Annotated in this window: 20 protein-coding genes; 10 read left to right on the forward strand and 10 right to left on the reverse strand. The window is 73.3% G+C overall.

Annotation, left to right across the window (positions count from 1 at the left end; genetic code table 11):
* Positions 1-52 precede the first annotated feature (52 nt).
* The 3 genes from ACIPW5_RS35580 (at position 53) to ACIPW5_RS35590 (ending at position 4126) form a co-directional block, all read left to right on the forward strand.
* A complete protein-coding gene (locus tag ACIPW5_RS35580; RefSeq protein ID WP_401254253.1) occupies positions 53-1345 on the forward strand; it encodes a M18 family aminopeptidase in 1293 nt (430 codons plus the stop codon).
* Between the two features lie 99 nt (positions 1346-1444).
* The gene (locus ACIPW5_RS35585) at positions 1445-1786 is read left to right on the forward strand and encodes a hypothetical protein (RefSeq protein WP_401254255.1); all 342 of its coding nucleotides are present in this window, start codon (positions 1445-1447) and stop codon (positions 1784-1786) included.
* A 102-nt stretch (positions 1787-1888) separates the two neighbouring features.
* The gene (locus ACIPW5_RS35590; protein WP_401254258.1) at positions 1889-4126 is read left to right on the forward strand and encodes a hypothetical protein; all 2238 of its coding nucleotides are present in this window, start codon (positions 1889-1891) and stop codon (positions 4124-4126) included.
* Here the strand turns inward: ACIPW5_RS35590 and ACIPW5_RS35595 are convergent.
* Positions 4123-5976 carry an NHL domain-containing thioredoxin family protein gene (locus ACIPW5_RS35595; protein WP_401254260.1) on the reverse strand — a complete coding sequence of 618 codons (1854 nt, stop codon included), beginning with the start codon at positions 5974-5976 and terminating at the stop codon, positions 4123-4125. The two genes, ACIPW5_RS35590 and ACIPW5_RS35595, sit on opposite strands and share 4 nt — an antisense overlap.
* A 74-nt stretch (positions 5977-6050) precedes the next feature.
* Between ACIPW5_RS35595 and ACIPW5_RS35600 the strand changes: the two genes are divergently transcribed.
* On the forward strand, positions 6051-6767 hold the full coding sequence (locus ACIPW5_RS35600) for a hypothetical protein (RefSeq protein ID WP_401254263.1): 717 nt from the start codon (positions 6051-6053) through the stop codon (positions 6765-6767).
* Positions 6768-6849: 82 nt separating this feature from the next.
* Here ACIPW5_RS35600 and ACIPW5_RS35605 read toward each other — a convergent pair whose 3' ends face one another.
* The gene (locus tag ACIPW5_RS35605) at positions 6850-7380 is read right to left on the reverse strand and encodes a DUF4240 domain-containing protein (protein ID WP_401254266.1); all 531 of its coding nucleotides are present in this window, start codon (positions 7378-7380) and stop codon (positions 6850-6852) included.
* Between the two features lie 48 nt (positions 7381-7428).
* Positions 7429-8253, reverse strand: coding sequence for a hypothetical protein (locus ACIPW5_RS35610; protein ID WP_401254269.1), 825 nt, complete (start codon positions 8251-8253; stop codon positions 7429-7431).
* Positions 8254-8285: 32 nt separating this feature from the next.
* Here ACIPW5_RS35610 and ACIPW5_RS35615 point away from each other — a divergent pair, with 32 nt between their 5' ends.
* Entirely contained in the window at positions 8286-8801 is a 516-nt protein-coding gene (locus ACIPW5_RS35615; RefSeq protein WP_401254272.1) for an LURP-one-related/scramblase family protein, read from the forward strand.
* 44 nt (positions 8802-8845) lie between these two features.
* On the opposite strand, the gene ACIPW5_RS35620 is transcribed toward ACIPW5_RS35615, so the two are convergent.
* Positions 8846-9631, reverse strand: a complete 786-nt coding sequence (locus ACIPW5_RS35620) for a carbon-nitrogen family hydrolase (RefSeq protein WP_401254275.1) — start codon at positions 9629-9631, stop codon at positions 8846-8848.
* Positions 9632-9770: 139 nt separating this feature from the next.
* Here ACIPW5_RS35620 and ACIPW5_RS35625 point away from each other — a divergent pair, with 139 nt between their 5' ends.
* Complete coding sequence (locus ACIPW5_RS35625; protein ID WP_401254278.1) at positions 9771-10598, forward strand: maleylpyruvate isomerase family mycothiol-dependent enzyme; 828 nt, start codon at positions 9771-9773, stop codon at positions 10596-10598.
* Between the two features lie 105 nt (positions 10599-10703).
* Positions 10704-11714, forward strand: a complete 1011-nt coding sequence (locus ACIPW5_RS35630) for a helix-turn-helix domain-containing protein (RefSeq protein ID WP_401254280.1) — start codon at positions 10704-10706, stop codon at positions 11712-11714.
* On the opposite strand, the gene ACIPW5_RS35635 is transcribed toward ACIPW5_RS35630, so the two are convergent.
* Both ACIPW5_RS35635 and ACIPW5_RS35640 read right to left on the reverse strand, forming a co-directional pair.
* The gene (locus ACIPW5_RS35635; protein WP_401254282.1) at positions 11677-12978 is read right to left on the reverse strand and encodes a nitrate/nitrite transporter; all 1302 of its coding nucleotides are present in this window, start codon (positions 12976-12978) and stop codon (positions 11677-11679) included. The genes ACIPW5_RS35630 and ACIPW5_RS35635 overlap by 38 nt on opposite strands.
* Positions 12975-13631: a GntR family transcriptional regulator gene (locus ACIPW5_RS35640; protein WP_401254285.1), complete on the reverse strand. Its 657-nt coding sequence runs from the start codon at positions 13629-13631 to the stop codon at positions 12975-12977. Before ACIPW5_RS35640 ends, ACIPW5_RS35635 begins: the two co-directional genes overlap by 4 nt.
* A 146-nt stretch (positions 13632-13777) precedes the next feature.
* Here ACIPW5_RS35640 and ACIPW5_RS35645 point away from each other — a divergent pair, with 146 nt between their 5' ends.
* Positions 13778-14953 (forward strand): DUF418 domain-containing protein, encoded by a 1176-nt coding sequence (locus ACIPW5_RS35645; protein ID WP_401254287.1) that lies wholly within the window; start codon positions 13778-13780, stop codon positions 14951-14953.
* On the opposite strand, the gene ACIPW5_RS35650 is transcribed toward ACIPW5_RS35645, so the two are convergent.
* The 3 genes from ACIPW5_RS35650 to ACIPW5_RS35660 form a co-directional block, all read right to left on the reverse strand.
* On the reverse strand, positions 14937-15266 hold the full coding sequence (locus tag ACIPW5_RS35650) for a protease inhibitor I42 family protein (protein ID WP_401254290.1): 330 nt from the start codon (positions 15264-15266) through the stop codon (positions 14937-14939). The two genes, ACIPW5_RS35645 and ACIPW5_RS35650, sit on opposite strands and share 17 nt — an antisense overlap.
* An 18-nt stretch (positions 15267-15284) precedes the next feature.
* Positions 15285-17168 (reverse strand): C1 family peptidase, encoded by a 1884-nt coding sequence (locus ACIPW5_RS35655; RefSeq protein ID WP_401254293.1) that lies wholly within the window; start codon positions 17166-17168, stop codon positions 15285-15287.
* Positions 17169-17345: 177 nt separating this feature from the next.
* Positions 17346-18551 (reverse strand): FAD-dependent monooxygenase, encoded by a 1206-nt coding sequence (locus ACIPW5_RS35660; protein ID WP_401254296.1) that lies wholly within the window; start codon positions 18549-18551, stop codon positions 17346-17348.
* Positions 18552-18843: 292 nt separating this feature from the next.
* Between ACIPW5_RS35660 and ACIPW5_RS35665 the strand changes: the two genes are divergently transcribed.
* The gene (locus ACIPW5_RS35665; RefSeq protein ID WP_401254299.1) at positions 18844-20046 is read left to right on the forward strand and encodes a serine hydrolase domain-containing protein; all 1203 of its coding nucleotides are present in this window, start codon (positions 18844-18846) and stop codon (positions 20044-20046) included.
* A gap of 176 nt (positions 20047-20222) precedes the next feature.
* Entirely contained in the window at positions 20223-20534 is a 312-nt protein-coding gene (locus ACIPW5_RS35670; RefSeq protein ID WP_401254302.1) for a hypothetical protein, read from the forward strand.
* On the opposite strand, the gene ACIPW5_RS35675 is transcribed toward ACIPW5_RS35670, so the two are convergent.
* The gene (locus ACIPW5_RS35675) at positions 20531-20737 is read right to left on the reverse strand and encodes an NrdH-redoxin (RefSeq protein ID WP_401254369.1); all 207 of its coding nucleotides are present in this window, start codon (positions 20735-20737) and stop codon (positions 20531-20533) included. The genes ACIPW5_RS35670 and ACIPW5_RS35675 overlap by 4 nt on opposite strands.
* Between the last annotated feature and the right edge of the window lie 8 nt (positions 20738-20745).

Raw genomic sequence — 20745 nt, forward strand, 5'->3', positions numbered from 1 at the left:
CATCCGCCGCTGTCCGGCCAAGACGAACACGACCGTCGTTAAGGTGAACCACATGAGCTCTCCCGCCCGCTTCGACCGCGGCCACACCGACGATCTGATGACCTACCTGACGGCCAGTCCGTCGCCGTACCACGCCGTGGCGAACGCGGCGGAGCGGCTGGAGAAGGCGGGCTTCAGGCAGTTGTCGGAATCGGACGCCTGGGACTCGGGGACGGGTGGCAGGTTCGTCCTGCGCGGGGGCGCGCTCATCGCCTGGTACGTGCCCGAGGGCGCGGCCGCGCACACCCCCTTCCGGATCATCGGCGCCCACACCGACTCCCCCAACCTGCGGGTCAAGCCCGTACCGGACACGGGCTCGCAGGGCTGGCGCCAGGTCGCGGTGGAAATCTACGGCGGGACCCTGCTCAACACCTGGCTGGACCGCGACCTGGGCCTCGCGGGGCGGCTCACCCTGCGCGACGGCACCGAGCGCCTGGTGAACGTGGACCGCGCCCTGCTGCGCGTGCCCCAGCTCGCCGTGCACCTCGACCGGTCGGTCAACACGGAGGGCCTCAAGCTCGACAAGCAGCGGCACATGCAGCCGATCTGGGGCCTCGGCGAGGCCCGCGAGGGCGACCTGATCGCCTTCCTGGAGGAGGAAGAGGGCCTGCCGCAGGGCTCGGTGGCCGGCTGGGACCTGATGGTCCACTCCATCGAGCCGCCCGCCTACCTGGGCCGCGACCTCGAACTGCTCGCCGGTCCGCGCATGGACAACCTGCTGTCGGTGCACGCCGGGGTCGCGGCCCTCGCCGCGGTCTCCGCCTCCGAGGGCCTGGACCACATCCCCGTGCTGGCGGCCTTCGACCACGAGGAGAACGGCTCCCAGTCGGACACCGGCGCCGACGGCCCCCTGCTGGGCAACGTGCTGGAACGTTCAGTCTTCTCGCGCGGCGGCACGTACGAGGACAAGGCCCGTGCCTTCGCCGGCACCATCTGCCTCTCCTCGGACACCGGCCACGCGGTCCACCCCAACTACGCCGAGCGGCACGACCCCTCGCACCACCCGCGCGCCAACGGCGGCCCCATCCTCAAGGTCAACGTCAACCAGCGCTACGCCACCGACGGCAGCGGCCGCGCGGTGTTCGCCGCGGCCTGCGAGCGGGCCGGGGTGCCGTGGCAGACGTTCGTCTCCAACAACTCCATGGCGTGCGGCACGACGATCGGCCCGATCACGGCCGCCCGCCACGGGATCCAGACGGTGGACATCGGCGTGGCGATCCTGTCGATGCACTCGGCCCGCGAACTCTGCGGCTCCGACGACCCGTTCCTCCTCGCGAACGCCCTGCTGGCGTTCCTCGAAGGCTGATCCCCGCAGTAGCAGGGCGAGTTGAGCCCGGAGGCCCCGTCCGCACACAGCGGGCGGGGCCTTCACAACTCCACAACCAACTCAGTAATGTGCTGAGTTATGGACTTGATGATTATCAAGCACGCGGTGGAAGCGGACGGCGGCATCAAGCGGCTGTCGATGGCCTTCGTCAAGAAGCACGCCGCGCCCACGCGCACCCGGCTGAGCCCCGAACTCTGCGGGGACATCGGCAAAGAGCTGGACAAACTCGGACTCATCACCCTCCCGAAGCGGCTCCCCACGTCCGAGAACGAGTTCGTCCTCGTCATCGAGAAGGACGGCCCGCTCGGCCACGTCGTCGCCGTCGCCGCCTCCATCGCCGCCCTCGACCACGTCGGGGCCAACCCGTTGCCCCAGATTTTCGAGAACTATCCGCAGGCCAAGGCCCAATTGGGTCTATAGCCCGCACCCGTAATCTAATAACTTCCGTGACAATAGGGTGACTTGACCCCTAGGCTGCCCGTGCCACACCCCCACGCCCACGCGTCACGGAGGCAACCACTGATGTCCCAGCACACTCCCCGGTCACTCACGGTCACCTGGGGGTCGGAACAGATCCTGGTGTCCAACACCGGGCAGGACCTGCCGATACCGCCCGCCGACGACGTCGAGCGGAAGGTCGTCGAAGCGGGCCGCGCCAACCCCTCGACCCTCCTGACCGAGGACGCCTGGTCGGCCGTGGGACGCGCCGCGATCGACGCGGAAGGGGTCGCCGTACAGCTGCGCCCCACGCGGCAGGATCCCGGCGGGCTCCTGATGGTGGAGAACGTCGAGGGCGCGACCCTGCGTTCGCTCGTCACCCGGGTCTACCTGAGCGAGCTGCTGCCCGGCATCCAGCCGCGCACCGGGATGGAGGCCAGCGAGGTCCCGGACCCCCAGGTCCAGGGGATCACCGAGGACGGACGCCCCTGCGCGACCGTCCGGTACCACTACAAGAACCTCTCCCACCTGCGCGAACACGTGTGGCAGACGATCAACGGCACCCTGTCGCTGAACGACTACGCCAGCTCGGTCCTCACCCGGACGATCACCCGCAACCTGATCGCCCACCCCGTCGAGATCTCCTTCGAGGACGGCACGGAGTCCTTCCACGCCCTGGCCGTACGCGACGGCATCACCCGGCTCGCCAGCGCCTGGGCCGTCCTCGCCGGGCACGGCGCCGAGAGCACCGAGGTCGCCGACCTCGTGGTGGACGCGCTGTTCGGCAAGGCGGAGACCCCCGTCCCGCCCGGCGTCCCCACCGGCCGCCACCTGGCGTCGGTCCGGGAGAAGTGGCGCGGCACCCTGCGCGAGGAGTACGCGGAGGCCGTCGCCGTCCTCGAACCGGGCCTCCGCGCCGCCCAGATCGGGCAGACCTTCGTCGCGCCCACGCAGATCGCCGTCGGCATCGAGGGCCACCCGGGGCACCTGCTCGCCCCCCAGGACATCTTCGACGACGCCATCCGGAGCGTCCTGGCCAGCGTCCACGTCGAGTTCAAGGCGTGGGACGACGCCGCCCAGAACGTGGAGGTCATCACCCGGGCCCTCAAGCGGGTCATCCAGCTCGGCGACTCGCTGATCCCGCACGACGACCTCCAGGCCGTCTACGGCCTCGCCGTCGGCCGCACCCCCTCCGCGGACCTGCCCCGGCTCTTCCCCGGCCCGACGCCCCCGCCCGGCACCGCGCTGTGGCGCGCCGTGTACGTCGTCCACGCCCTCACCCGGCCCGAGCTGCTCGAACGCCTCAAGGACCAGGCCAAGGCCATCAAGGGCGGCAAGCGCATGGGGCTCAAGGGCTTCGGCGAGCTCCTCGGCCCGATCGTCGACCTGCCGTGGCGCAGCCACAAGAAGCTCGTGACCAAGCAGGCCCGGAACGCCTGGAACAACGGCGGTGTCCTCACCTCGGACGTCATCGGCGAATGGGACCCCGTGCCCACCGGCGACTTCACCACCCTCGTGGCGCCCGCGCTGGCCGGCGACACCAACGCGCGCTGCACCCTGGCCGTGGCCGGCGGTGTCGCGCTCATCGCCGACAAGCTGCTGACCCGCAACGTCGGCTCCGCGCTCAACGCCGCCAAGGAGAAGGGCGGTGTGCCCTTCCGGGCCGACGTCAGCCTGATCGTCGAAGGGCTCTCCCGGCAGGACAACGAGCTGGGCCTGTGGATCCTCGCCCTGGTGGCGAACGGCTTCCGCGGCGACGCCCTGCCGGAGAACGCGGTCACCATGCGCACCCTGACCCGCAAGGAGAAGCCCGAGGGCGAGGGCGGCAGCCCGTACATCCACTTCAACGTGGACCTGGACGGCGAGCACCGGATCGCCCGGGACGCCGACGGCGTGCCCGAGCTCCTGTACCAGTGGGACGTCGTCTACGCCGCCGACCCCGAGCGGGCCCGGAAGAACACCGCGCCGCCGGCCGGCCCCGCACCCGCCCTCCCGCTGCCGGAGCCGCGCACGGGGCAGCCCGAGGACCTGCCCGGGGCGGCCGCTGCGGCCCCGGCCTTCCCTGCCGTGGACACCCGCCCGGCGAGCCGGCGCGCCGCCGACCACCGCGCGGTGCTGCGCGACAGCGTCACCGCGGCCCGGGACGCCATGGACCGGCTGCACCAGCTCGAACCGGAGGTCGCCGGGCACACCCCGATCGTCTCCCGGAGCGTCCTCGACGAGCTCCACGTGCAGCTGATCGGCCTGCAGACGGACATCGAGAACCTCCGCCGGCGGATCACGCCGGCGGAGGACGCGGAGACGGAGGAGGAGACGGTCTAGTCCTGCGCGGGGTCCATCCCCGCGAGGACCAGCGGCAGGCGGGCGGTCCCGGCGGCGGTCACCTTCACCGGGACGCCCCAGTCCTGCTGGTGGACGTGGCAGGCCGGGTACTCGTTGGCCGGGTCGTCGTCGCAGGACGCGGCCATCGCCGAGACGTGCAGGACCCCTTCGGTGACGGCGGGGTCCAGCACCAGGTCCCGGAACAGGTCCGTGCCGGCCCCCTCGCCCGCGGCCAGCAGCTCCGGCGGGGTCGAGGAGACCAGCAGCCGGGTGGACGGCCCGTAGCGGGTGTCGAGCTTCTGCCCGGCCGGGGCCTGGAAGACCACGTCCAGGCGGAGCGTGCCGGGGGCCACCTCGGTGGCCGCCCGCCGGGTGCGGTGGGCGACCGAGTCCACGCGTACGGCCTCCTCCGGCAGGCGCAGCCGGGTCAGCCGGTGCCGGGCCGACTCCACCACGACGATGTCCTCGCCGACGAGCACGGCGGCGCTGGGCTCGCGCAGGTCGGTGGCGAGGGTGGAGACCTGCCCGGTGGCGGGGTCGTAGCGGCGCAGGGCGTGGTTGTACGTGTCGCACACCGCGACCGAGCCGTCCGGCAGCGCGGTCACCCCGAGCGGGTGCTGGAGCAGCGCCTGGGCGGCGTCGCCGTCCCGGTGTCCGAAGTCGAACAGCCCGGTCCCGACGGCGGACCGCACGACGTACCCGCCCTCCTCGCCGTCGCGCTCCACGTACCGCAGGGCGCTGGTCTCGGAGTCGGCGATCCACAGCCGGTCCCCGGCGGCGGCGAGCCCGGACGGCTGCGCGAACCAGGCCTCGGCGGCGGGCCCGTCGACGAGCCCCTCGTTGGTCGTCCCGGCGGCGACCCCGACGGTGCCCGCCTCCGGGTCCCAGGTCCACAGCTGGTGCACGCCGGCCATGGCGATCCACACCCGGCCCTGCCACCAGGCGACGTCCCACGGCGAGGACAGGTCCACCTCCAGCGCCGGCCCGGAGGTCGGGGACCCCTGCCACCACTGGCGCCCGGTCCCGGCGACGGTCTCCACGGCGCCCGTCTCCGGGTCGAACACGCGCAGCGCGTGGTTGACGGTGTCGGCGACCACGACCCGCCCGTCGGGGAGCTGCGCGAGCCCCTGCGGCTCGCTGAAGGCGTCCGGCCCGAAACCGCGCTCCCCGCTGCCGATCCGCCGCACGACGGTCTCCCCGTCGGCGTCGAGCTCCACGAGCTGGTGCCGCGTCGAGTCGGAGACGAGGAGGTTCCCGGAGGGCAGCACGAGCGCCTTGCCGGGGAACCGCAGGTCGGTGGCGACGGGCTCGGGCGCCACGTAGGGCCCGTCCCCGCGCCGCAGCGTCCCCTTGGCCTCGTGCTCGGCCTCCAGCTCCTCGACGAGCCGCGCGATGGCGTGCGCGTGCCCCTCTCCGGCGTGCTGCGCGACGACGTACCCCTCGGGGTCGATCACCACGAGCGTGGGCCAGGCCCGCACGGCGTACTGCTTCCACGTCGCGAGCTCGGGGTCGTCGAGCACGGGGTGGTGCACCTCGTACCGCTCGACGGCGTCGACGACGGCGGCGTGCTCGGCCTCGTGGACGAACTTCGGCGAGTGCACCCCGATGATCACCACGGTGTCCCGGTGCTTCTCCTCCAGCTCCCGCAGCTCGTCCAGGACGTGCAGGCAGTTGATGCAGCAGAAGGTCCAAAAATCGAGAATCGCAATGCGTCCTCGCAGGTCGGCGAGGGTCAGCTCCTTGCCTCCGGTGTTCAGCCAGCCCCCCTTGCCGATCAGCTCGGGGGCACGGACACGGGCACGGCGGCGGGGCTCGGGCGCGGGGGTGGGCGCCGGGGCAGCATCGTTCATCCGTCAAGCTTGCCATCCTGGTATGAACGTCGGATCACACGCGTACGGCAGGACCTACGACAGGGGAGCGAAGGTTGGCTACGGACGAGGGCGAGACGACTGCCGGCGAGACGGCGCGGACGGTGCAGGGGTTCATGGCGCTGCCGGGGCCGGTGGAGGGCCGCAGGGAGGCGTTCGCCGGGTGCGTGGCGGAGGTCGTACGGGTCCTCGGGCTCGATGTCGTTCACAAGCCGCAGCCCGGCGATCCACGAACTTGGGTGAGCCAAGCTCGGACGGCGCTGTACAAGGCCTGCCGCCGGGACCTGATCCTTTCCGAGGAGTCCTTCGAGACGCTGATCAAGGCAGCCGTCTACGACCCCGACCCGAGCTTCAACCGCCATTTCCTCGAACCGGCGCTGAACGCGTTCGGGCGCGGGCGGGTCCAAGCCTCGTTGCTCGGATACCTGCGGGCGGGCACGGACGTCGAGCGGGCGGGCGCGGCGAATGCCTGGTACTGGTCGGCTCTACCCCTGCGCATGCCCACCGTACGGGCGGAGCACCCCACGGGCACCGGTCCGGCGGAGCCCGACGACGCCCCGACCGTGGTGGCCGAGTGGTACGAAACCGCGCTACGCGAGTTCGTGGTCAACGAGCACCTGGACGTCCGGCGCTGCATCCTGCCGGGCCTGCCGCTCGGGAAGTCGGCCTATCCGCCGGAGCTGCACGACCTGGTGGACGCGGCCGTGGCGATAGCCCGGTCCCATCCGGACGAGTACATCCGCCACCGCGTGGAACACCAGGTCGGCGACTGACACCCAGGGTGCGGGTGGTTCCGAAGCTCCACGTCGGAGCCGTTCGGGATCGGGCTCGACACGGGCGGGCTCCAGGCCGTCGCTACTCCGCGAAGAGAGCGCTCAGGCGGGGGAGGCGGGCGGTGGTTTCGGCGGTGTCGTCGAAGTCGAAGTCCCAGGCGGGGTCGAGCGGCGGGTAGGAGAGGGTGAAGGAGTCCGCCGGGAGCGGGTGGCCGGTGGCGGTTTCGTGGGCGGTCCAGGCGATCGAGAGGGCCTCCTCGTCCCACAGCTCCAGGCCCTCCTCCGCCGCCTCCCGGACCGCCGGGTGCGCGGCCAGGGAGTCCGGGTCCGCCAGGGCCGCCGCGTAGGCGGCCTCGCCGCGCATGAGGAGCCAGCCGCGGAAGTAGTCGAAGCCGTCGTCGGAGCAGCCGCCGTTGATGACGTACGCCGCGGCCCACAGCGGGCTGCGGTAGGACTCCGCCAGCAGGTCCCACAGCACCTGCTGGGCCGCGCGTATCTCCGCCGCCGGGAGTGCGGCCAGCAGGGCCGAGGCGTGCTCCGCCACCGCGTCCGGGTCCTCGCCGGCTTCCGCGCGGGCCGTTTCGATCAGCTTCCAGAACGTCTGCTTGTCCATGGCACGAGCCTGACAGCGGGGTCTGACAACGCCCCCGGTGCCAGGGGCTCAGTGCGCGGTGGTGAAGGCGCGGAGGGAGGCGGTCAGGGCGTCGACGAAGGCCTCCCGGGTCCGTTCCGGGAGGAGGTCCAGGGACAGGTACGGGTTCAGGTCCTCCAGCTCGACCAGCAGCAGTTCCCCGGACGGGGCCCGGCAGGCGTCCACGCGCTGGATCCCGTGGTCGAGGGTGTTCCAGTCGATGAAGCGGCGGGCGAAGTCCAGGTCCGCGGCGGTCGGCTCGTACGGGGTGAGCTCCCAGCGGCGGGCGGGGTCCGGGGCGTGCAGGGCGTACTGGAAGGCGTCGTCGACGAAGTAGAAGGAGACCTCGTACGCGAAGTCGATGCGCGGCTGGATGAGGATCTCCCCGGCCGGGCCGGACGGTTCGGCGGTGAAGGTGAGGCCGATGGAGTCGGCGCCCTGCTTGGGCTTGACCGCGTACGTGGCGCAGGGCGGCAGCAGGTGCAGGTCGGCCGGGTCGTCCACGGTCGGGATCACCGGGTGGCCTGCGGCCGTGAGGTCGAGGAGGTACTGCTTGCCGGCCATGTCGGCGCGGCCGGTGAGCGGGTTGTAGACGGGGGTCCCGGCGGCGAGGGCGGCGGCGCGGAAGGCGTCGTAGGCCTGCTGGTAGCCCAGGACCGGGCCGCTGTTGCGGACGACGACGGCGTCGAAGGCGGGCATGAGCGCCTGTGCGTCCAGCGGGTGGCACAGGGCCAGGTCGAAGTGTTCGCGCAGCCGGGCGGTGAGGAATATGTCCTCGTCGCAGTAGCGGCGGCCGCGCGCGGGGTAGGCGAGGTCGGTCACGTAGAGGAGGCGGGGGCCGGGCTTCGTGGGCATGGGGCCACGCTATCCCGGGCAACGATCAGCGCATGAAATACCTCGTTCGGGACAAATTGCTGGCCATCGGGGACGACTACTGGATCGAGGACGAGGACGGCCGGCACGCCTTCCTCGTCGACGGGAAGGCGCTGCGCTTCCGCGACACCCTGGAGCTGGAGGACCCGCAGGAGCGGGTGCTGCTGACGCTGCGGGAGAAGCTGTTCACGCTGCGGGACGCGATGACCCTGGAGCGGGACGGGCAGCGGCTCGCGGTGGTGCGGCGCAAGCGGCTGTCGCTGCTGCGCAACCACTTCCGCGTGACCATGTCCGAGGGCACGGAACTCGACGTCAGCGGGCGGATCCTGGACCGCGAGTTCAAGGTCGAGTACGAGGGCGAGCTGCTCGCGCTCGTCTCCCGGCAGTGGTACCGGATCCGCGAGACGTACGCCGTCGACGTGGTCCGGGAGGACGCGGACGCGGCGCTGCTGGTGGCGCTCGCCGTCTGCGTGATCAGAATGGCCGAAAAGGAGCGGGAGGAAGGGGGCGAAAGGGACGAAGGGGAGTAGGGGGAGGAAGGGGACTCCGGCGTGGTGCCGGAGTCCCCTGCCGGCTACGGGTGGCGGCCCAGGGTGCGGTCCTTGAGGGCCGGGAACTGCTCCCGGGTCTCGGCTACCTTCGCCGGGTCCAGGTCCACCGTCAGGACGGCCTCGCCCGGTCCCGCCTCCGCGAGGACCTCGCCCCAGGGGTCCACCACCAGGCTGTGCCCGGCCTGTTCGACGCCCGCGTGGGTGCCGGCGGTCGCGCAGGCCAGCACGTACGCCTGGTCCTCCACCGCCCGCGCCCGGTTCAGCAGCGTCCAGTGCTCGCGGCGCCGGGCCGGCCAGCCCGCGGAGACGACCAGCGTGGTGGCGCCGGCGTCGACGAGACCGCGGAACAGCTCGGGGAAGCGCAGGTCGTAGCAGGTGGCGAGGCCGAGGGTCTGCTCCGGCAGGACCACCGTGGTCAGGGAGTCGCCGGCGGACATGAGCACCGCCTCGCCCTGGTCGAAGCCGAAGCGGTGGATCTTGCGGTAGGTCGCGGCGAGCTCGCCGGACGGGGACAGCACGAGGGCGGTGTTGTAGAGCGAGCCGTCGCCGGCGCGCTCCACGACCGAGCCCGCGTGCAGCCAGACCCCGGCGTCGGACGCCGCCTTGGACATGGCCTCGAAGGTCGGGCCGTCCAGCGGTTCGGCCTCCGTCTCGAACTGCTCGTAGGCGAAGGCGCCCACCGTCCACAGTTCGGGCAGCACGACGAGATCGGAGCCGCTCTGCTCCCTGACGAGTTCGGCGGCCCGCTGCCGCCGGGAAGCCACCGACTCCCCTTCGTTCACCGCGATTTGGATCAGAGAGGCGCGCACACTACCACCGTCCTGGCATGTCAGCCGGTCAACTCAAGGCCTACGATCGTCACACGAAAGCGCTGTCGGGGTGCTCATCGGCAGCGTAGTTTTGGGAATAGTCCACAACGCGCCACTGAACAGCCAGCGAGGGGTCCCGTTGACCGTCCATCCCAGCCTTGAGCCCTACGCCGACGCGTGGACCCACTCCATAGAGGCGATATCCGAGCTGGTCCTCCCCCTTCCGGAGGGCCAGTGGAACCTGCCCACGCCCTGCCCCGGCTGGTCCGTGCGCGACGTCGTCTCCCACATCATCGGCATGGAGCTGGAACAGCTGGGCGACCCGCGGCCGATCCACACCCTCCCGCGCGACCTGCGGCACGTGGTGGACGAGTTCACCCGGTACATGGAGGTGCCGGTTGACGTGCGCCGCCACCACACCGCCCCGGAGATGACCTCGGAGCTGGAGTACACGGTCATCCGCCGCCAGCGCCAGCTGCGCAACGAGAAGCGGGATCCGGCCACCACGATGGTGCGCGGGCCGCAGGGCGGCCAGATCACGCTGGAGTTCGCGCTGCGGCTGCGGGCCTTCGACACCTGGGTCCACGAGCAGGACCTGAGGGCGGCGCTGGGCGTCCCGGGGAACTGGGACTCGCCGGGCGCGTCCGTCGCGCGGGACGTCTTCCTGGCCGGGCTGCCCAAGGCGGTCGCGAAGGGCGCGGGCGCGCCGCCGCACTCGGTGGTGGTCGTGGACGTGCACGGGCCGGTGGAGTTCCTGCGGACGGTACGGGTGGACTCGGCGGGCCGGGCCACCGTGGACAAGACCCCCTCGCTGGGGCCGGACGTGTCGCTGTCCATGGACTGGGAGACGTACGTACGCCTGGCCGCGGGCCGGGTCCGGGCGCGCACGGTCGCCGACCGGGTGAAGGTGGAGGGCGACACCGAGCTGGCCGCCGCCATCCTCGGGGCGTTCGCCGTCACCCCCTGACGCACCGGCGCGAGCCGCGCAGAACCGGGGCGTGCCCTTCGGCGTCCCCTGTTCACGGCGTGAACGCGCCGTGTCCGAGGGGAGGTTCCGCAGGTGTGGTCCAGATTGTCGGCCGCAGCGGTACCGGCGGCCGAGCGGATGGATTGGTTCGCCGATCTCATCGCCGACCAGCTGGTGCCGACGGCGATCAGCAGCGAGAGCCGGGACAGCTTCTGGGCGGAGGCCACCGCACTGGACCTCGGGCGCGTCCAGGTGTCGACGTTCGACTTCTCCCCGCTGCGTTCCACGCGCACGGCCGCCCACGTCCGGCGCGGCGATCCGGAGCAGTACCAGCTGGGGCTGGTCACCCACGGCTCCATGTCGCTGGTCCAGAACCGCTCCGACAGCGGCCCGTTCAGCGGTGACATGGTGCTCTGGGACACCTCGCGGCCGATGGACTCGGACACCGTTCCGGGTGCCGACGGCCTGATCCGGGGGGTGACGCTGTCGTTCCCGAAGGACGCGATGCCGCTGCGCGGCGCCCGGGTCGAGCGGCTGCTCGCGCAGCGCATCCCGGGCGGGTACGGCATGGGCGCGATCCTGGCCCAGTACCTGCGCTCGCTGACCGCGCACGCCCCGGACTGCGGGCCGGCCGAGCTGGAGCGGATCGGGGCGGTCGCCCTGGACCTGGTCGGCACCTGCCTGGCGGGGCGGCTCGGCGACGAGGGGGCGGCGGCCGCCCCGGCCCGGGAGACGGCGCTGCTGGCCCGGATCGACGCGTTCGTCGACCACAACCTCGGCGATCCGCGGCTGACCCCGGCCGCCGTGGCCGCCCGGCACGGGATCTCGCTGCGCCGGCTCCAGCTGCTGCTGCGCGACCGGGGCGAGAGCCCGGCGGCGCGGATCCGGCAGCTCCGGCTGGAGCGGTGCCGGGCCGACCTGGCCGACCCGGGGCTGCTCGGCCGGCCGGTGCGGGCGGTGGCGGGGCGGTGGGGGTTCACCGACCCGTCGGTGTTCAGCCGGGCGTTCCGCGACGCGTACGGGACGAGCCCCACGGAGTACCGGCGGGAGGCGGTGCGGGAGGCGGCGGTGCGCCGGATCAGCGGGGCGCGGGGCGGACGGCCTCCCGGGGAGTAGCCCCGGCGGCCGCGGGGGCGGCACAGGCCTCGCGTTCCCGGGCCAGGGCGCGGCGGCCGAGCCGCAGGACCTGGCTGAGGCCCAGCAGCTCCACCACGAACACCGAGGAGAAGGCGATCCGGTAGTCGTCCCCGGTGGCGTCGAGCAGGACGCCGACGGCCAGCAGGGTGGTCATGGAGGCGAGGAAGCCGCCCATGTTGGTGATGCCGGACGCGGTGCCCTGCCGTTCGGCCGGGTTCGCGGGCCGGGCGAAGTCGAAGCCGATCATCGAGGCGGGCCCGCAGGTGCCGAGCACCACGCACAGGGTGACCAGCAGCCACATCGGGGCCCGGTCGCCGGGGTAGGCCAGCACGGAGGCCCACAGCAGGGCCGTGACGCCGACGGTGCCGAGCGCGAGCGGGAGCCGGGCGCCGGGCCGGCGGCCGATGAGCTGTCCGTAGACCAGGCCGAAGGCCATGTTCGCGGCGACCACCAGGGTCAGCAGCCCGCCCGCGGTGGTCCGCGGCAGCCCCTGCGCCTCGACGAGGAAGGGCATGCCCCACAGCAGCAGGAAGACCATCGCGGGGAACTGCGTGGTGAAGTGCACCCACAGGCCGAGCCGGGTGCCGGGCTCGCGCCAGGAGTCCCGGATCTGACGGCGTACGAAGCCCCCCGCGCCCGGGGTGACGGGCGCCGGCCCGTGGCCCTCGGGGTGGTCGCGCAGGAACAGCACGAGCGGGACGAGGACGACCAGCCCCGCCACGGCGCTGCCCGCGAAGGCGGGCACCCAGCCGAGGCCGTGCAGGACGGGCGCCAGCAGCAGGGTGGAGACGAGGTTGCCCGCCATGCCGACGAGCCCGGCCAGCTGCGCCATCAGCGGTCCGCGCCGGGCGGGGAACCAGCGGGTGCCGAGCCGGAGCACGGATATGAAGGTCATCGCGTCACCGCAGCCGAGCAGGGCGCGGGCGGCCAGGGCCATGCCGTACGAGGGGGAGAGCGCGAAGCCGATCTGTCCGGCGGTGAAGAGGACGGCGCCGAGCGTCAGCACCTTCTTGGTGCCGAGCCGGTCCACCATCAGGCCGACGGGGACCTGCATGCCGGCGTAGACCAGCAGCTGGAGGAGGGAGAAGGCGGACAGGGCGGAGGCGTTGACGTGGAAGCGGTCCGCCGCCTCCAGGCCGGCGACGCCGAGGCTGGTGCGGAAGATGACGGCGACGAAGTAGACGGAGACGCCGATGCACCAGACGGCGACGGCCTTGCGCCCGCCGGGCGGTTCGGTGTTCATCGCACGCCACCGCCGCCCCGCACCAGGGCGCCGACCCGGCCGACGTGGCCGCGTACGGCCGCGGCGGCCGCCTCCGCGTCCCCGGCGCGCAGGGCGTCCAGGATCTCCGCGTGCTCGTCGAGGGTGCGCTCCACCCGTTCGGGGTGGGCGTGCAGCAGGGCGACGCCCATCCGCAGCTGCCGGTCGCGGAGCTGGTCGTAGAGGCGGCTGAGGATCTCGTTCCCGGCGTGGCGGACGATCTCGGCGTGGAAGCAGCGGTCGGCGGTGGTCATCGCGGCGAGGTCGCCGCGGTCGGCGCAGCGGCGCAGTTCCGCCAGCAGTTCCGTGAGCCGGTCCAGCAGTGCGGGCGGGGCCGGCACGGCCCTGCGTACGGTGAACTCCTCGACCAGCAGCCGGGTTTCGACCACGTCGGCGATCTCCTGCGCGGAGACCGGCAGCACCAGCGCGCCCTTCTTCGGGTAGAGCCGCAGCAGTCCCTCGGTCTCCAGCCGCAGCAGGGCCTCGCGGACCGGGGTGCGGGAGACCCCGACGGCGTCGGCGAGCTCGCCCTCGGTCAGCAGGGTGCCGCCCTCGTAGCGGCGGTCCAGTACGCCCTGCTTGACGTGCCGGTAGACGCGGTCGGCTGCGGTGGTGGCGCGGGTGGCTGATGGCATGCGCACAGGATAGATACATGAGGTGTGCACGGATCTCCTCCGTCCGTGATGTGGACACCGGCCGCCCCCGGCTCCATCGAAGGATGTAGTCCGCGGTCCTCCACCCGCAGGACGAAGCGGGCCGTCCGCGCCGGGACTCTGGACTCATGGCCGACACCCTCGTCACACCCCGGGCGGACACGACCGCGGCCCGGCTGCCCCTGCTCGACGTCCTGCGCGGCGCCGCGATCCTCGGCACGCTCATGACCAACGTGTGGATCTTCGCCTCGCCCGGCTCCGAGTGGGCCGTCCTCCAGGGCGGCCTGAGCCTGCCCGACCCGCTCGCCGACCCCTCCGCCGCGACCGTCGCCGAGACCGCCTTCCGCTTCCTGGCCGACGGCAAGTTCCTCTCGCTGCTGACGATCCTGTTCGGCGTGGGCCTGGCCATCCAGTTCGACTCCGCCGCCCGCCGGGGCGAGCCGTGGCCCGGGCGCTACCCGCGGCGGGCCGCGTTCCTCTTCCTGGAGGGCACCGTCCACTTCGTCCTGGTCTTCGCCTGGGACGTGCTGATGGGCTACGCCGTCACCGCGCTGCTGGTGGCCTGGCTGCTGGCCCGCTCCGAGAAGGTGCGGCGGGTCGCGATGTGGGTCGCGGCCGGCGTGCACCTGACGCTGGTCGCCCTGGTGACCCTCGGGGACGCGGTCACCCCCGACTCCCCCAAGACCCTGGACCCGGCGGCCGTGCGGCTGTACGCGCAGGGCAGCTGGGCCGAGCAGATCGGCTTCCGGCTCGACCACGCCCTCGCCCTGCGCATCGAGCCCGTCTTCACCTTCGGGCTGCTGGTGTTCCTCTTCCTCCTCGGCGTCCGCCTGCACCGCGCCGGCGCCTTCGGCCCGACCGATGCCGGGCGCCGGATCCGCGGCCGGATGGCCGCCTGGGGGCTCGGCCTCGGGCTGCCGCTGGGCATCGCCGCCGAGCTGGCCGGACCCGACTTCTTCGTCCTGGGCCGCTACGGCATCGCCCCGCTGGTCGCCGTCGGGTACATCGGCCTGATCGGGTGGGCCCTCGACCGGTTCGCCGTCCCCGGCGCGGCGGCCCTGGGCTCCGTCGGGCGCACCGCCCTGTCCTGCTACGTCGGCCAGAACCTGCTGTGCATGCTGCTCTGCTACGGCTTCGGCCTCGGGCTGGCGCAGCGGTTCGGCGGCAGCGGGCCCTGGTGGGTGATGGGCCTGTGGGCGGCGGTGAGCCTGGTCCTGGTCGCCGCGTCCCGGCTGTGGCTGCGGTACTTCGCGCGGGGCCCGCTGGAGGCCGTGCAGCACTGGGCGCTCAGGTCCCGCCGGTGACCTCGACGTCCAGGACGAACTCGTCGTAGGGGGCCTCCTCCGGGTAGGGCGGCCGGACCTGCGCGAACCGGATCCGGGCCCGCCCGCCCGGGCGGCGGCCGCGCACCACGTACGTCCGGGCCAGCGGGGCGCCGGGCTCCGCCCGCGGGGGAGCGGAGCCCGGCGCTTCCGCCACCTGCGCCACCTCCGCCACCGAGACGGCGTCGGCGTTCCCGCTGACCTGCCAGGTCCACACGTAGCCGCGCGCCCCTCGCCCGGTGAGCCGCAGCTCGTACGCCTCCCCGGCGCGCAGCGTGATCCCGCGTACCTCCACCGGCGCCTCCTCACGGGCCTAGGCGGGGCCGATCACCGCCCCCTCGTGCCAGCCCGCGCCGTCGCGCCAGTAGTGCTGGAGCAGGCGGTCGGTGCGCAGGACGAGGACTTCCAGGTTGAACCCGAAACTGCCCTGGAGCATCCCGGTGACGGCGAGCGCGTCGTGCCCGAAGACCGCGCTGCGGGCCCAGGGCGCACCGGCCGCGTTCCCCCGCCACCAGTGCTCGATCCGGCCGTCGGCGACCGCCACGCACAGCTCGTAGTTCCCGGCGGTGTCCTCGTCGGCGGCCCCGTACTGGCCCTCGATCAGGCAGGGCGCGGAGGCGGCGCGGGCGCCGAAGACCTCCCCGGCCCGCCAGACGAAGCCGTTGGGGTCGTCCCGCCACCACAGCTGCATCCGGCCGTCGGTGCGGGCGGCGACCAGGTCCAGGGTGCGGGAGCGGGTCTGGACGAGGGCGGGGCCGTAGTGGGCGATGCCGGAGGCGAAGCGGCCGCCGTCGTTCCAGGTCCAGGGGGCGCCGTTGATCCGCCACCAGTGGTTGAGGCGGCCGTCGGCGGTGCGGACGACCACCTCGAAGTTGCCGGGTTTGCCGTAGTCGCTCTGGATGAAGGCCGGGGTCGAGCCGACGGCCGCGTCGCCCGGGCCGAAGGCGCCGCCGTCGCGCCAGACGCCGACGGCCTGCTCGTAGTACCAGTGGCGCAGCCGGCCGCCGGTGGTGACGTGCAGGGACTCCATGTTCCGGTTGTAGGTGGTGCCGGTGAAGGCGGGCTGGCCCGAGGCGTCGGAGGCGAAGGTCCGTCCCCGGGCCCAGGCGAAGGGGGCGTCCCCCTCGCGCCACCAGTGCTGGAGCCGGCCGCCGCCCGCGGTCGCCGCCATCTCGAAGTTGCGGTGGGCGCGGCCGTTGCCGCTCTCGTAGGTGCTGCCCGCGTGCAGGCGGCGCTTGCTCCACGGGTCGATGTTGGTGCCGCGCAGGCCGCACTTGGCCCAGTAGTCGATGTTGACCTCGCCGTACGCGATCCGGCCGTAGCCGCCCACGTGGTAGCCGGGCCCCCAGGAGTTCTTGAACAGCCAGCAGCCGGCCGCGTCGTCGTAGCCGACGACCAGCACGCAGTGCCCGCCGGCCAGCCGGTCGCTGGTGCGCCGGTAGATGCCGGAACCGAGGCCGAAGAAGTCGTCGTAGACGTCGAAGCAGGCGGTCAGCGGCCCGACCGTGTCCAGCCACACCTTCTGCTGCTCGACGTCGCCGAGGCGTACGTAGTCCCCGATCCGGACGGTCCGGCCGGAGCGGTCCCAGCTGGGCGTGTACTCGGCGCGCCAGGCGTCGCGCCGCTCGGCCGGCAGGCCTGCGGGCGGGGTGCTGTACGGCCAGCAGTCCGGGTCGGCGAGACCGCCGTTGTCCTTGATCCAGTCGAGGGCGGTCTCCGGGTTGCTGCCCTGCCCGCACGTGAACTTCAGCCCGTCGTGGACGTCGCCCTCGGAGCGTTCCGCCCAGACGTCGTGCTCGATGCGGGCCATCGACTCGACGAGCCCGGCCGCGCCGAAGGCCCAGCAGGAGCCGCAGGGGTTCTGGTCCTTGACCTTCGTCAGCCAGGGCCAGCCCCAGCGGTTGCGCCAGTCGACGGCCGCGGGCCGTCCGGGCCCGGTCCCGGTGTCGGCCAGCAGCCCGTTGGCGGCGCGCCGCCGGGTCAGGTGCGGGTTGCCGCTCGCCCTGCCCACGAGCGCCCGCAGGTCCACGGAGCCCGCCTCGGCGGCGGGCGTCAGGTTCACCCCCGGCTCCAGGCCGAGGGCGGGCCTCGGTACGGGGTCCCCGTCCGCCAGGTGCTCGCTGACGGTCCAGCTCGCCCCCTGCTCCACGAGCTGCGCCCGCAGCTCCCCCACCGTCTGGACAGACTCCTCCGGCATCCCCGGCCCCCCAGCTGCAACCCTCGGTCTGAGCCCGGGGAGCGTCTCCCCACCGCATGGCCCCGTCAAGGGGCGCCGCGCGGTCGCGCGGTGGCACGGGGGTCGTACGGATCCGGCCCGGCATCCGCGACGGGCGCACGGGGGCGGAGTGACGGACGGGACCGCCAGGTCCCGGCTCTAGCGGGTCATCGCCTGCCCGCCGATGCCCGCGGCGCCGCCCAGCTGGCCCTGCCACCACGCCTCGACCTCGGCCCCGCTCATCCGCCCCCACTCCGGCGTGCGCTCCACCTGCGCCCGCCCCAGCCGCCGGGCCAGCGCGACGAGGTCCCGCCCGGCCGCGCCCCTGGCCGCCTGGTAGTCCCGCAGCAGCTCCTCCCAGGAGCCCGCCGCGGCCCACGCGGCCCCGAAGGCGGTGGCGTCCTGGAGCGCCTTCGCGGCGCCGCTGGTGTTGTGGGGGCGCACCACGGTGGCGGCGTCCCCGGCGAGGAGCAGCCGGCCCGCGGTGGTGCTCGCGGTCTCCAGGTCGTAGATGGGCTGCACGAAGGTGTCCGCCGGGTCGGTGAGGCCCAGCGCCCGGCCCCAGTACGGCGGGAACTCCCGCTCCAGCAACGCCCGCAGGTGGTCCAGCAGTTCCGGGGTCAGCGCGCCCGGCGGGAAGCTGGTCGGGTCGTCGAAGCGCAGCCGCCCGCCCGGCGGGGGCGGCGCGTACAGCACCCAGTTCACGCGCGGCCCGTCCGGGCCGGGGATCCGGTAGATCACGCAGCTCCCGCCGGGGAAGCACACGGTGGTCACCGACTCGGGGTGCGCCCCGGCGCCCCCCAGCCGCCCCGCGTCGACGTTCCCGCGCCAGCACACGTACCCGGCGTAGTGCGGCCGCGCCCCCGGGGCCACCGCCTCCCGCACCACCGACCGGTACCCGTCCGCGCCGACGGCCAGGTCGTACCGCTCGACGGAGCCGTCCGCGAGCCGCACCTCGGCGGCGTCCCCGTCCCCGGCGACCGCGGCGACGGCCACGCCCTGCCGGTACACGACCTCCTCCGGCGTCGCCCCGCGCAGCCCGCGCCACAGCAGGCCCCAGTGGTACGAGTGGAACGGGAAGGGCTGCTGCCAGATGAGCCGCCCGCCGGGCCCGGCCTCCGCGTCCCGCACCACCCACCGCCGGTGCAGCAGCCGGTGCGCGGGGATCCCGCGGGGCAGCGCCCCGGCGGCGGCCAGTTCGGCGGCGCGCTCGTCGTGCACGCACAGCCCGACCCCGCGGTCCGCGAGCCGGCCGCGCGTGCGCTCCAGTACGACGACCCCGTCGGCCCCGGCCCGTACCGCGGCGGCGGCGAACGCGCACCCCGCGATGCTCCCGCCGACCACCGCCACCGTTCCGCCCCGCATAACCGCCTCCTGCCGAAGCCGAGTTGCCCTGGGACGCACACCGTACTGCCGGAGCGGCGACCGGCGGCGTTAGCGGCGCGTGAGTCGAACGTCAGCGGCTCCGACCAGCATGGATCCCGTAACACCCCAAACGGCGCGGGACGCGGCATCCCCCTGTCGCGTCCCGCGCGCCGGTGCTCTCCCTCCTTTCCCTCCTCCCCTCCCCCTTCCCCGCCGGGCGGAGCGGGGCCCCCGGGCCTACCCTGGGGATCCTCGGGGTCCTGGGGTTCCCTGGACGGCAGGAGGCCGCGCCATGACGCCGACCGCCCGTATCCGGCTGCGCCGGGCCTGCGTGGCCCTGGCCGCCGCCGGCGCGCTCATCGCCCCGGCCGCCGCCGGTCCCGCGTACGGGGCGCCCTCGCCGGACACCGACACCGGGTTCCCGGTCCTCACCCCGGCCGTCGCCGCGAAGCTCGACAAGGCCGTCCGGGAGACCCTGCGCGAGGCGAAGGTGCCGGGCGTGATCGTGGGGCTGTGGGCGCCGGGCAAGGGCAGCTACGTGCGGACGTTCGGCGTGGCCGACAAGGAGACCGGCGCACCGATGCGCACGGACTTCTACAGCCGCATCGGCAGCCAGACCAAGACCTTCACCGTGACCGCCCTGCTCCGCCTCGTCGACCAGGGCGGGGTGGGCCTGGACGACCCCATCGGCCGGTACGTCTCCGGCGTCCCGAACGGCGACCGCATCACCCTGCGCGAGCTGGCGGGCATGCGCAGCGGCCTGTTCAACTACAGCGAGGACGACGCCTTCGACAAGGCGCTCGACGCCGACCCGAGGCGCCCCTTCCCCCCGCAGGAGCTCCTCTCCTACTCGTTCAAGCACCCGGTGAACTTCGCGCCGGGCACCCAGTACGAGTACTCCAACACCAACCTGATCCTGCTGGGCCTGGTCATCGAAAAGGTCACCGGACAACCTCTCCAGCAGGTCATCAAGCAGCAGGTCGTCGACCCGGCCGGACTGCACCACACCCTGTTCCCCACCGACGCGGCCTTCCCCTCCCCGCACGCGCAGGGCTACACCGACCAGTCGGCGTCGGGCGACATCGTGAACGCCACGGACTGGAACCCCTCCTGGGCGTGGGCGGCGGGCGCGATGATCTCCGACCTGGAGGACCTGCGCAGCTGGGCCAAGACCCTCGCCACCGGCACCCTCCTGAAGCCCGCCACCCAGGCGCAGCGCCTCAAGACCACGTCGGTCGGCATCCCGGGCGCCGGCTACGGCCTGGGCCTCTTCGACGTCCAGGGCTGGATCGGCCACAACGGCTCGCTCCCGGGCTACGAGAGCCTCGGCATCTACCTCCCCGAGGAGAAGGCGACCCTGGTGGTCCTCCTGAACACCGACGTCCTGCACGACGGCCAGGAACCCAGCACCCTCTTCGGCGAGGCCGTCACCGAGATCGTCACCCCGGACCACGTCTACCCGGGCCACAAGCCGGTCCCGCCGAGGCACGGCTAGGCCGTCCCTTCCGGGATGGGGGGAGGGGGGTGAGTTCGCGGACCGCAACCAGAGTCCCGAGCCGCAGCCGGGGACTTTTATGCCCACCCCCCTTGACCGCGGACCTCTAGGGTTCTCTGACCGGCCTCCATCCCAACGCGCAAGCTAGCAGGGGCCACTGACAACGGGGGATCGCGATGACGCGGGGGCAGTGGGGCTGCGTACTCATACCGGTGGCCGGTCTGGCCACCGGCCTGGCCGGCATCAGACTCCTGGCAGCCGCCTGGCGGGCGTGCGACGTGGGCGTCAACGCCTCGGCCAACGGCCTCGCCCTGCTCTTCCACGGCGCCCTCCTGACCGCGTTCGCCCTCGCCTGGTGGGGAACGGTCCTCGGCTACGTAGCCCCGCGCAACCTGCCCGCCGCCCTGCTGAGCGGCGCGGCGGGCTCCGCCGCGATGGTGTGGGCCTTCGTCGCCTTCCTGGGCGTCCCCCACGGCTACACGTGCTAGTCGGCCATGGCCGCGCGGACCTGGGCCAGGCTCGGGTTGGTCATGACCGACTCGGCCCCGCTCGGGGAGACCACCCTGACCGTGGGGACGGTCTCGTTGCCGTCGTTGACGCTGCGCACGAAGGCCGCCGCCTCTGCGTCCCGCCAGATGTTGACGGGGCGGTACGGGGTGCCGGTCAGTCGGAGTTGGCTCCACAGCTTCATGCAGAACA

This window comes from Streptomyces sp. NPDC090077, assembly GCF_044747545.1.
GTDB lineage: Bacteria > Actinomycetota > Actinomycetes > Streptomycetales > Streptomycetaceae > Streptomyces.

Excerpts from the sequence above, each read along its gene's own strand:
- ACIPW5_RS35580 (WP_401254253.1), top strand. The coding sequence starts at position 53 with ATGAGCTCTCCCGCCCGCTTCGACCGCGGCCACACCGACGATCTGATG.
- ACIPW5_RS35585 (WP_401254255.1), top strand. The coding sequence starts at position 1,445 with ATGGACTTGATGATTATCAAGCACGCGGTGGAAGCGGACGGCGGCATC.
- ACIPW5_RS35590 (WP_401254258.1), top strand. The coding sequence starts at position 1,889 with ATGTCCCAGCACACTCCCCGGTCACTCACGGTCACCTGGGGGTCGGAA.
- ACIPW5_RS35595 (WP_401254260.1), bottom strand. The coding sequence starts at position 5,976 with ATGAACGATGCTGCCCCGGCGCCCACCCCCGCGCCCGAGCCCCGCCGC.
- ACIPW5_RS35605 (WP_401254266.1), bottom strand. The coding sequence starts at position 7,380 with ATGGACAAGCAGACGTTCTGGAAGCTGATCGAAACGGCCCGCGCGGAA.
- ACIPW5_RS35610 (WP_401254269.1), bottom strand. The coding sequence starts at position 8,253 with ATGCCCACGAAGCCCGGCCCCCGCCTCCTCTACGTGACCGACCTCGCC.
- ACIPW5_RS35615 (WP_401254272.1), top strand. The coding sequence starts at position 8,286 with ATGAAATACCTCGTTCGGGACAAATTGCTGGCCATCGGGGACGACTAC.
- ACIPW5_RS35635 (WP_401254282.1), bottom strand. The coding sequence starts at position 12,978 with ATGAACACCGAACCGCCCGGCGGGCGCAAGGCCGTCGCCGTCTGGTGC.
- ACIPW5_RS35640 (WP_401254285.1), bottom strand. The coding sequence starts at position 13,631 with ATGCCATCAGCCACCCGCGCCACCACCGCAGCCGACCGCGTCTACCGG.
- ACIPW5_RS35645 (WP_401254287.1), top strand. The coding sequence starts at position 13,778 with ATGGCCGACACCCTCGTCACACCCCGGGCGGACACGACCGCGGCCCGG.
- ACIPW5_RS35655 (WP_401254293.1), bottom strand. The coding sequence starts at position 17,168 with ATGCCGGAGGAGTCTGTCCAGACGGTGGGGGAGCTGCGGGCGCAGCTC.
- ACIPW5_RS35660 (WP_401254296.1), bottom strand. The coding sequence starts at position 18,551 with ATGCGGGGCGGAACGGTGGCGGTGGTCGGCGGGAGCATCGCGGGGTGC.
- ACIPW5_RS35665 (WP_401254299.1), top strand. The coding sequence starts at position 18,844 with ATGACGCCGACCGCCCGTATCCGGCTGCGCCGGGCCTGCGTGGCCCTG.
- ACIPW5_RS35670 (WP_401254302.1), top strand. The coding sequence starts at position 20,223 with ATGACGCGGGGGCAGTGGGGCTGCGTACTCATACCGGTGGCCGGTCTG.
- ACIPW5_RS35675 (WP_401254369.1), bottom strand. The coding sequence starts at position 20,737 with ATGAAGCTGTGGAGCCAACTCCGACTGACCGGCACCCCGTACCGCCCC.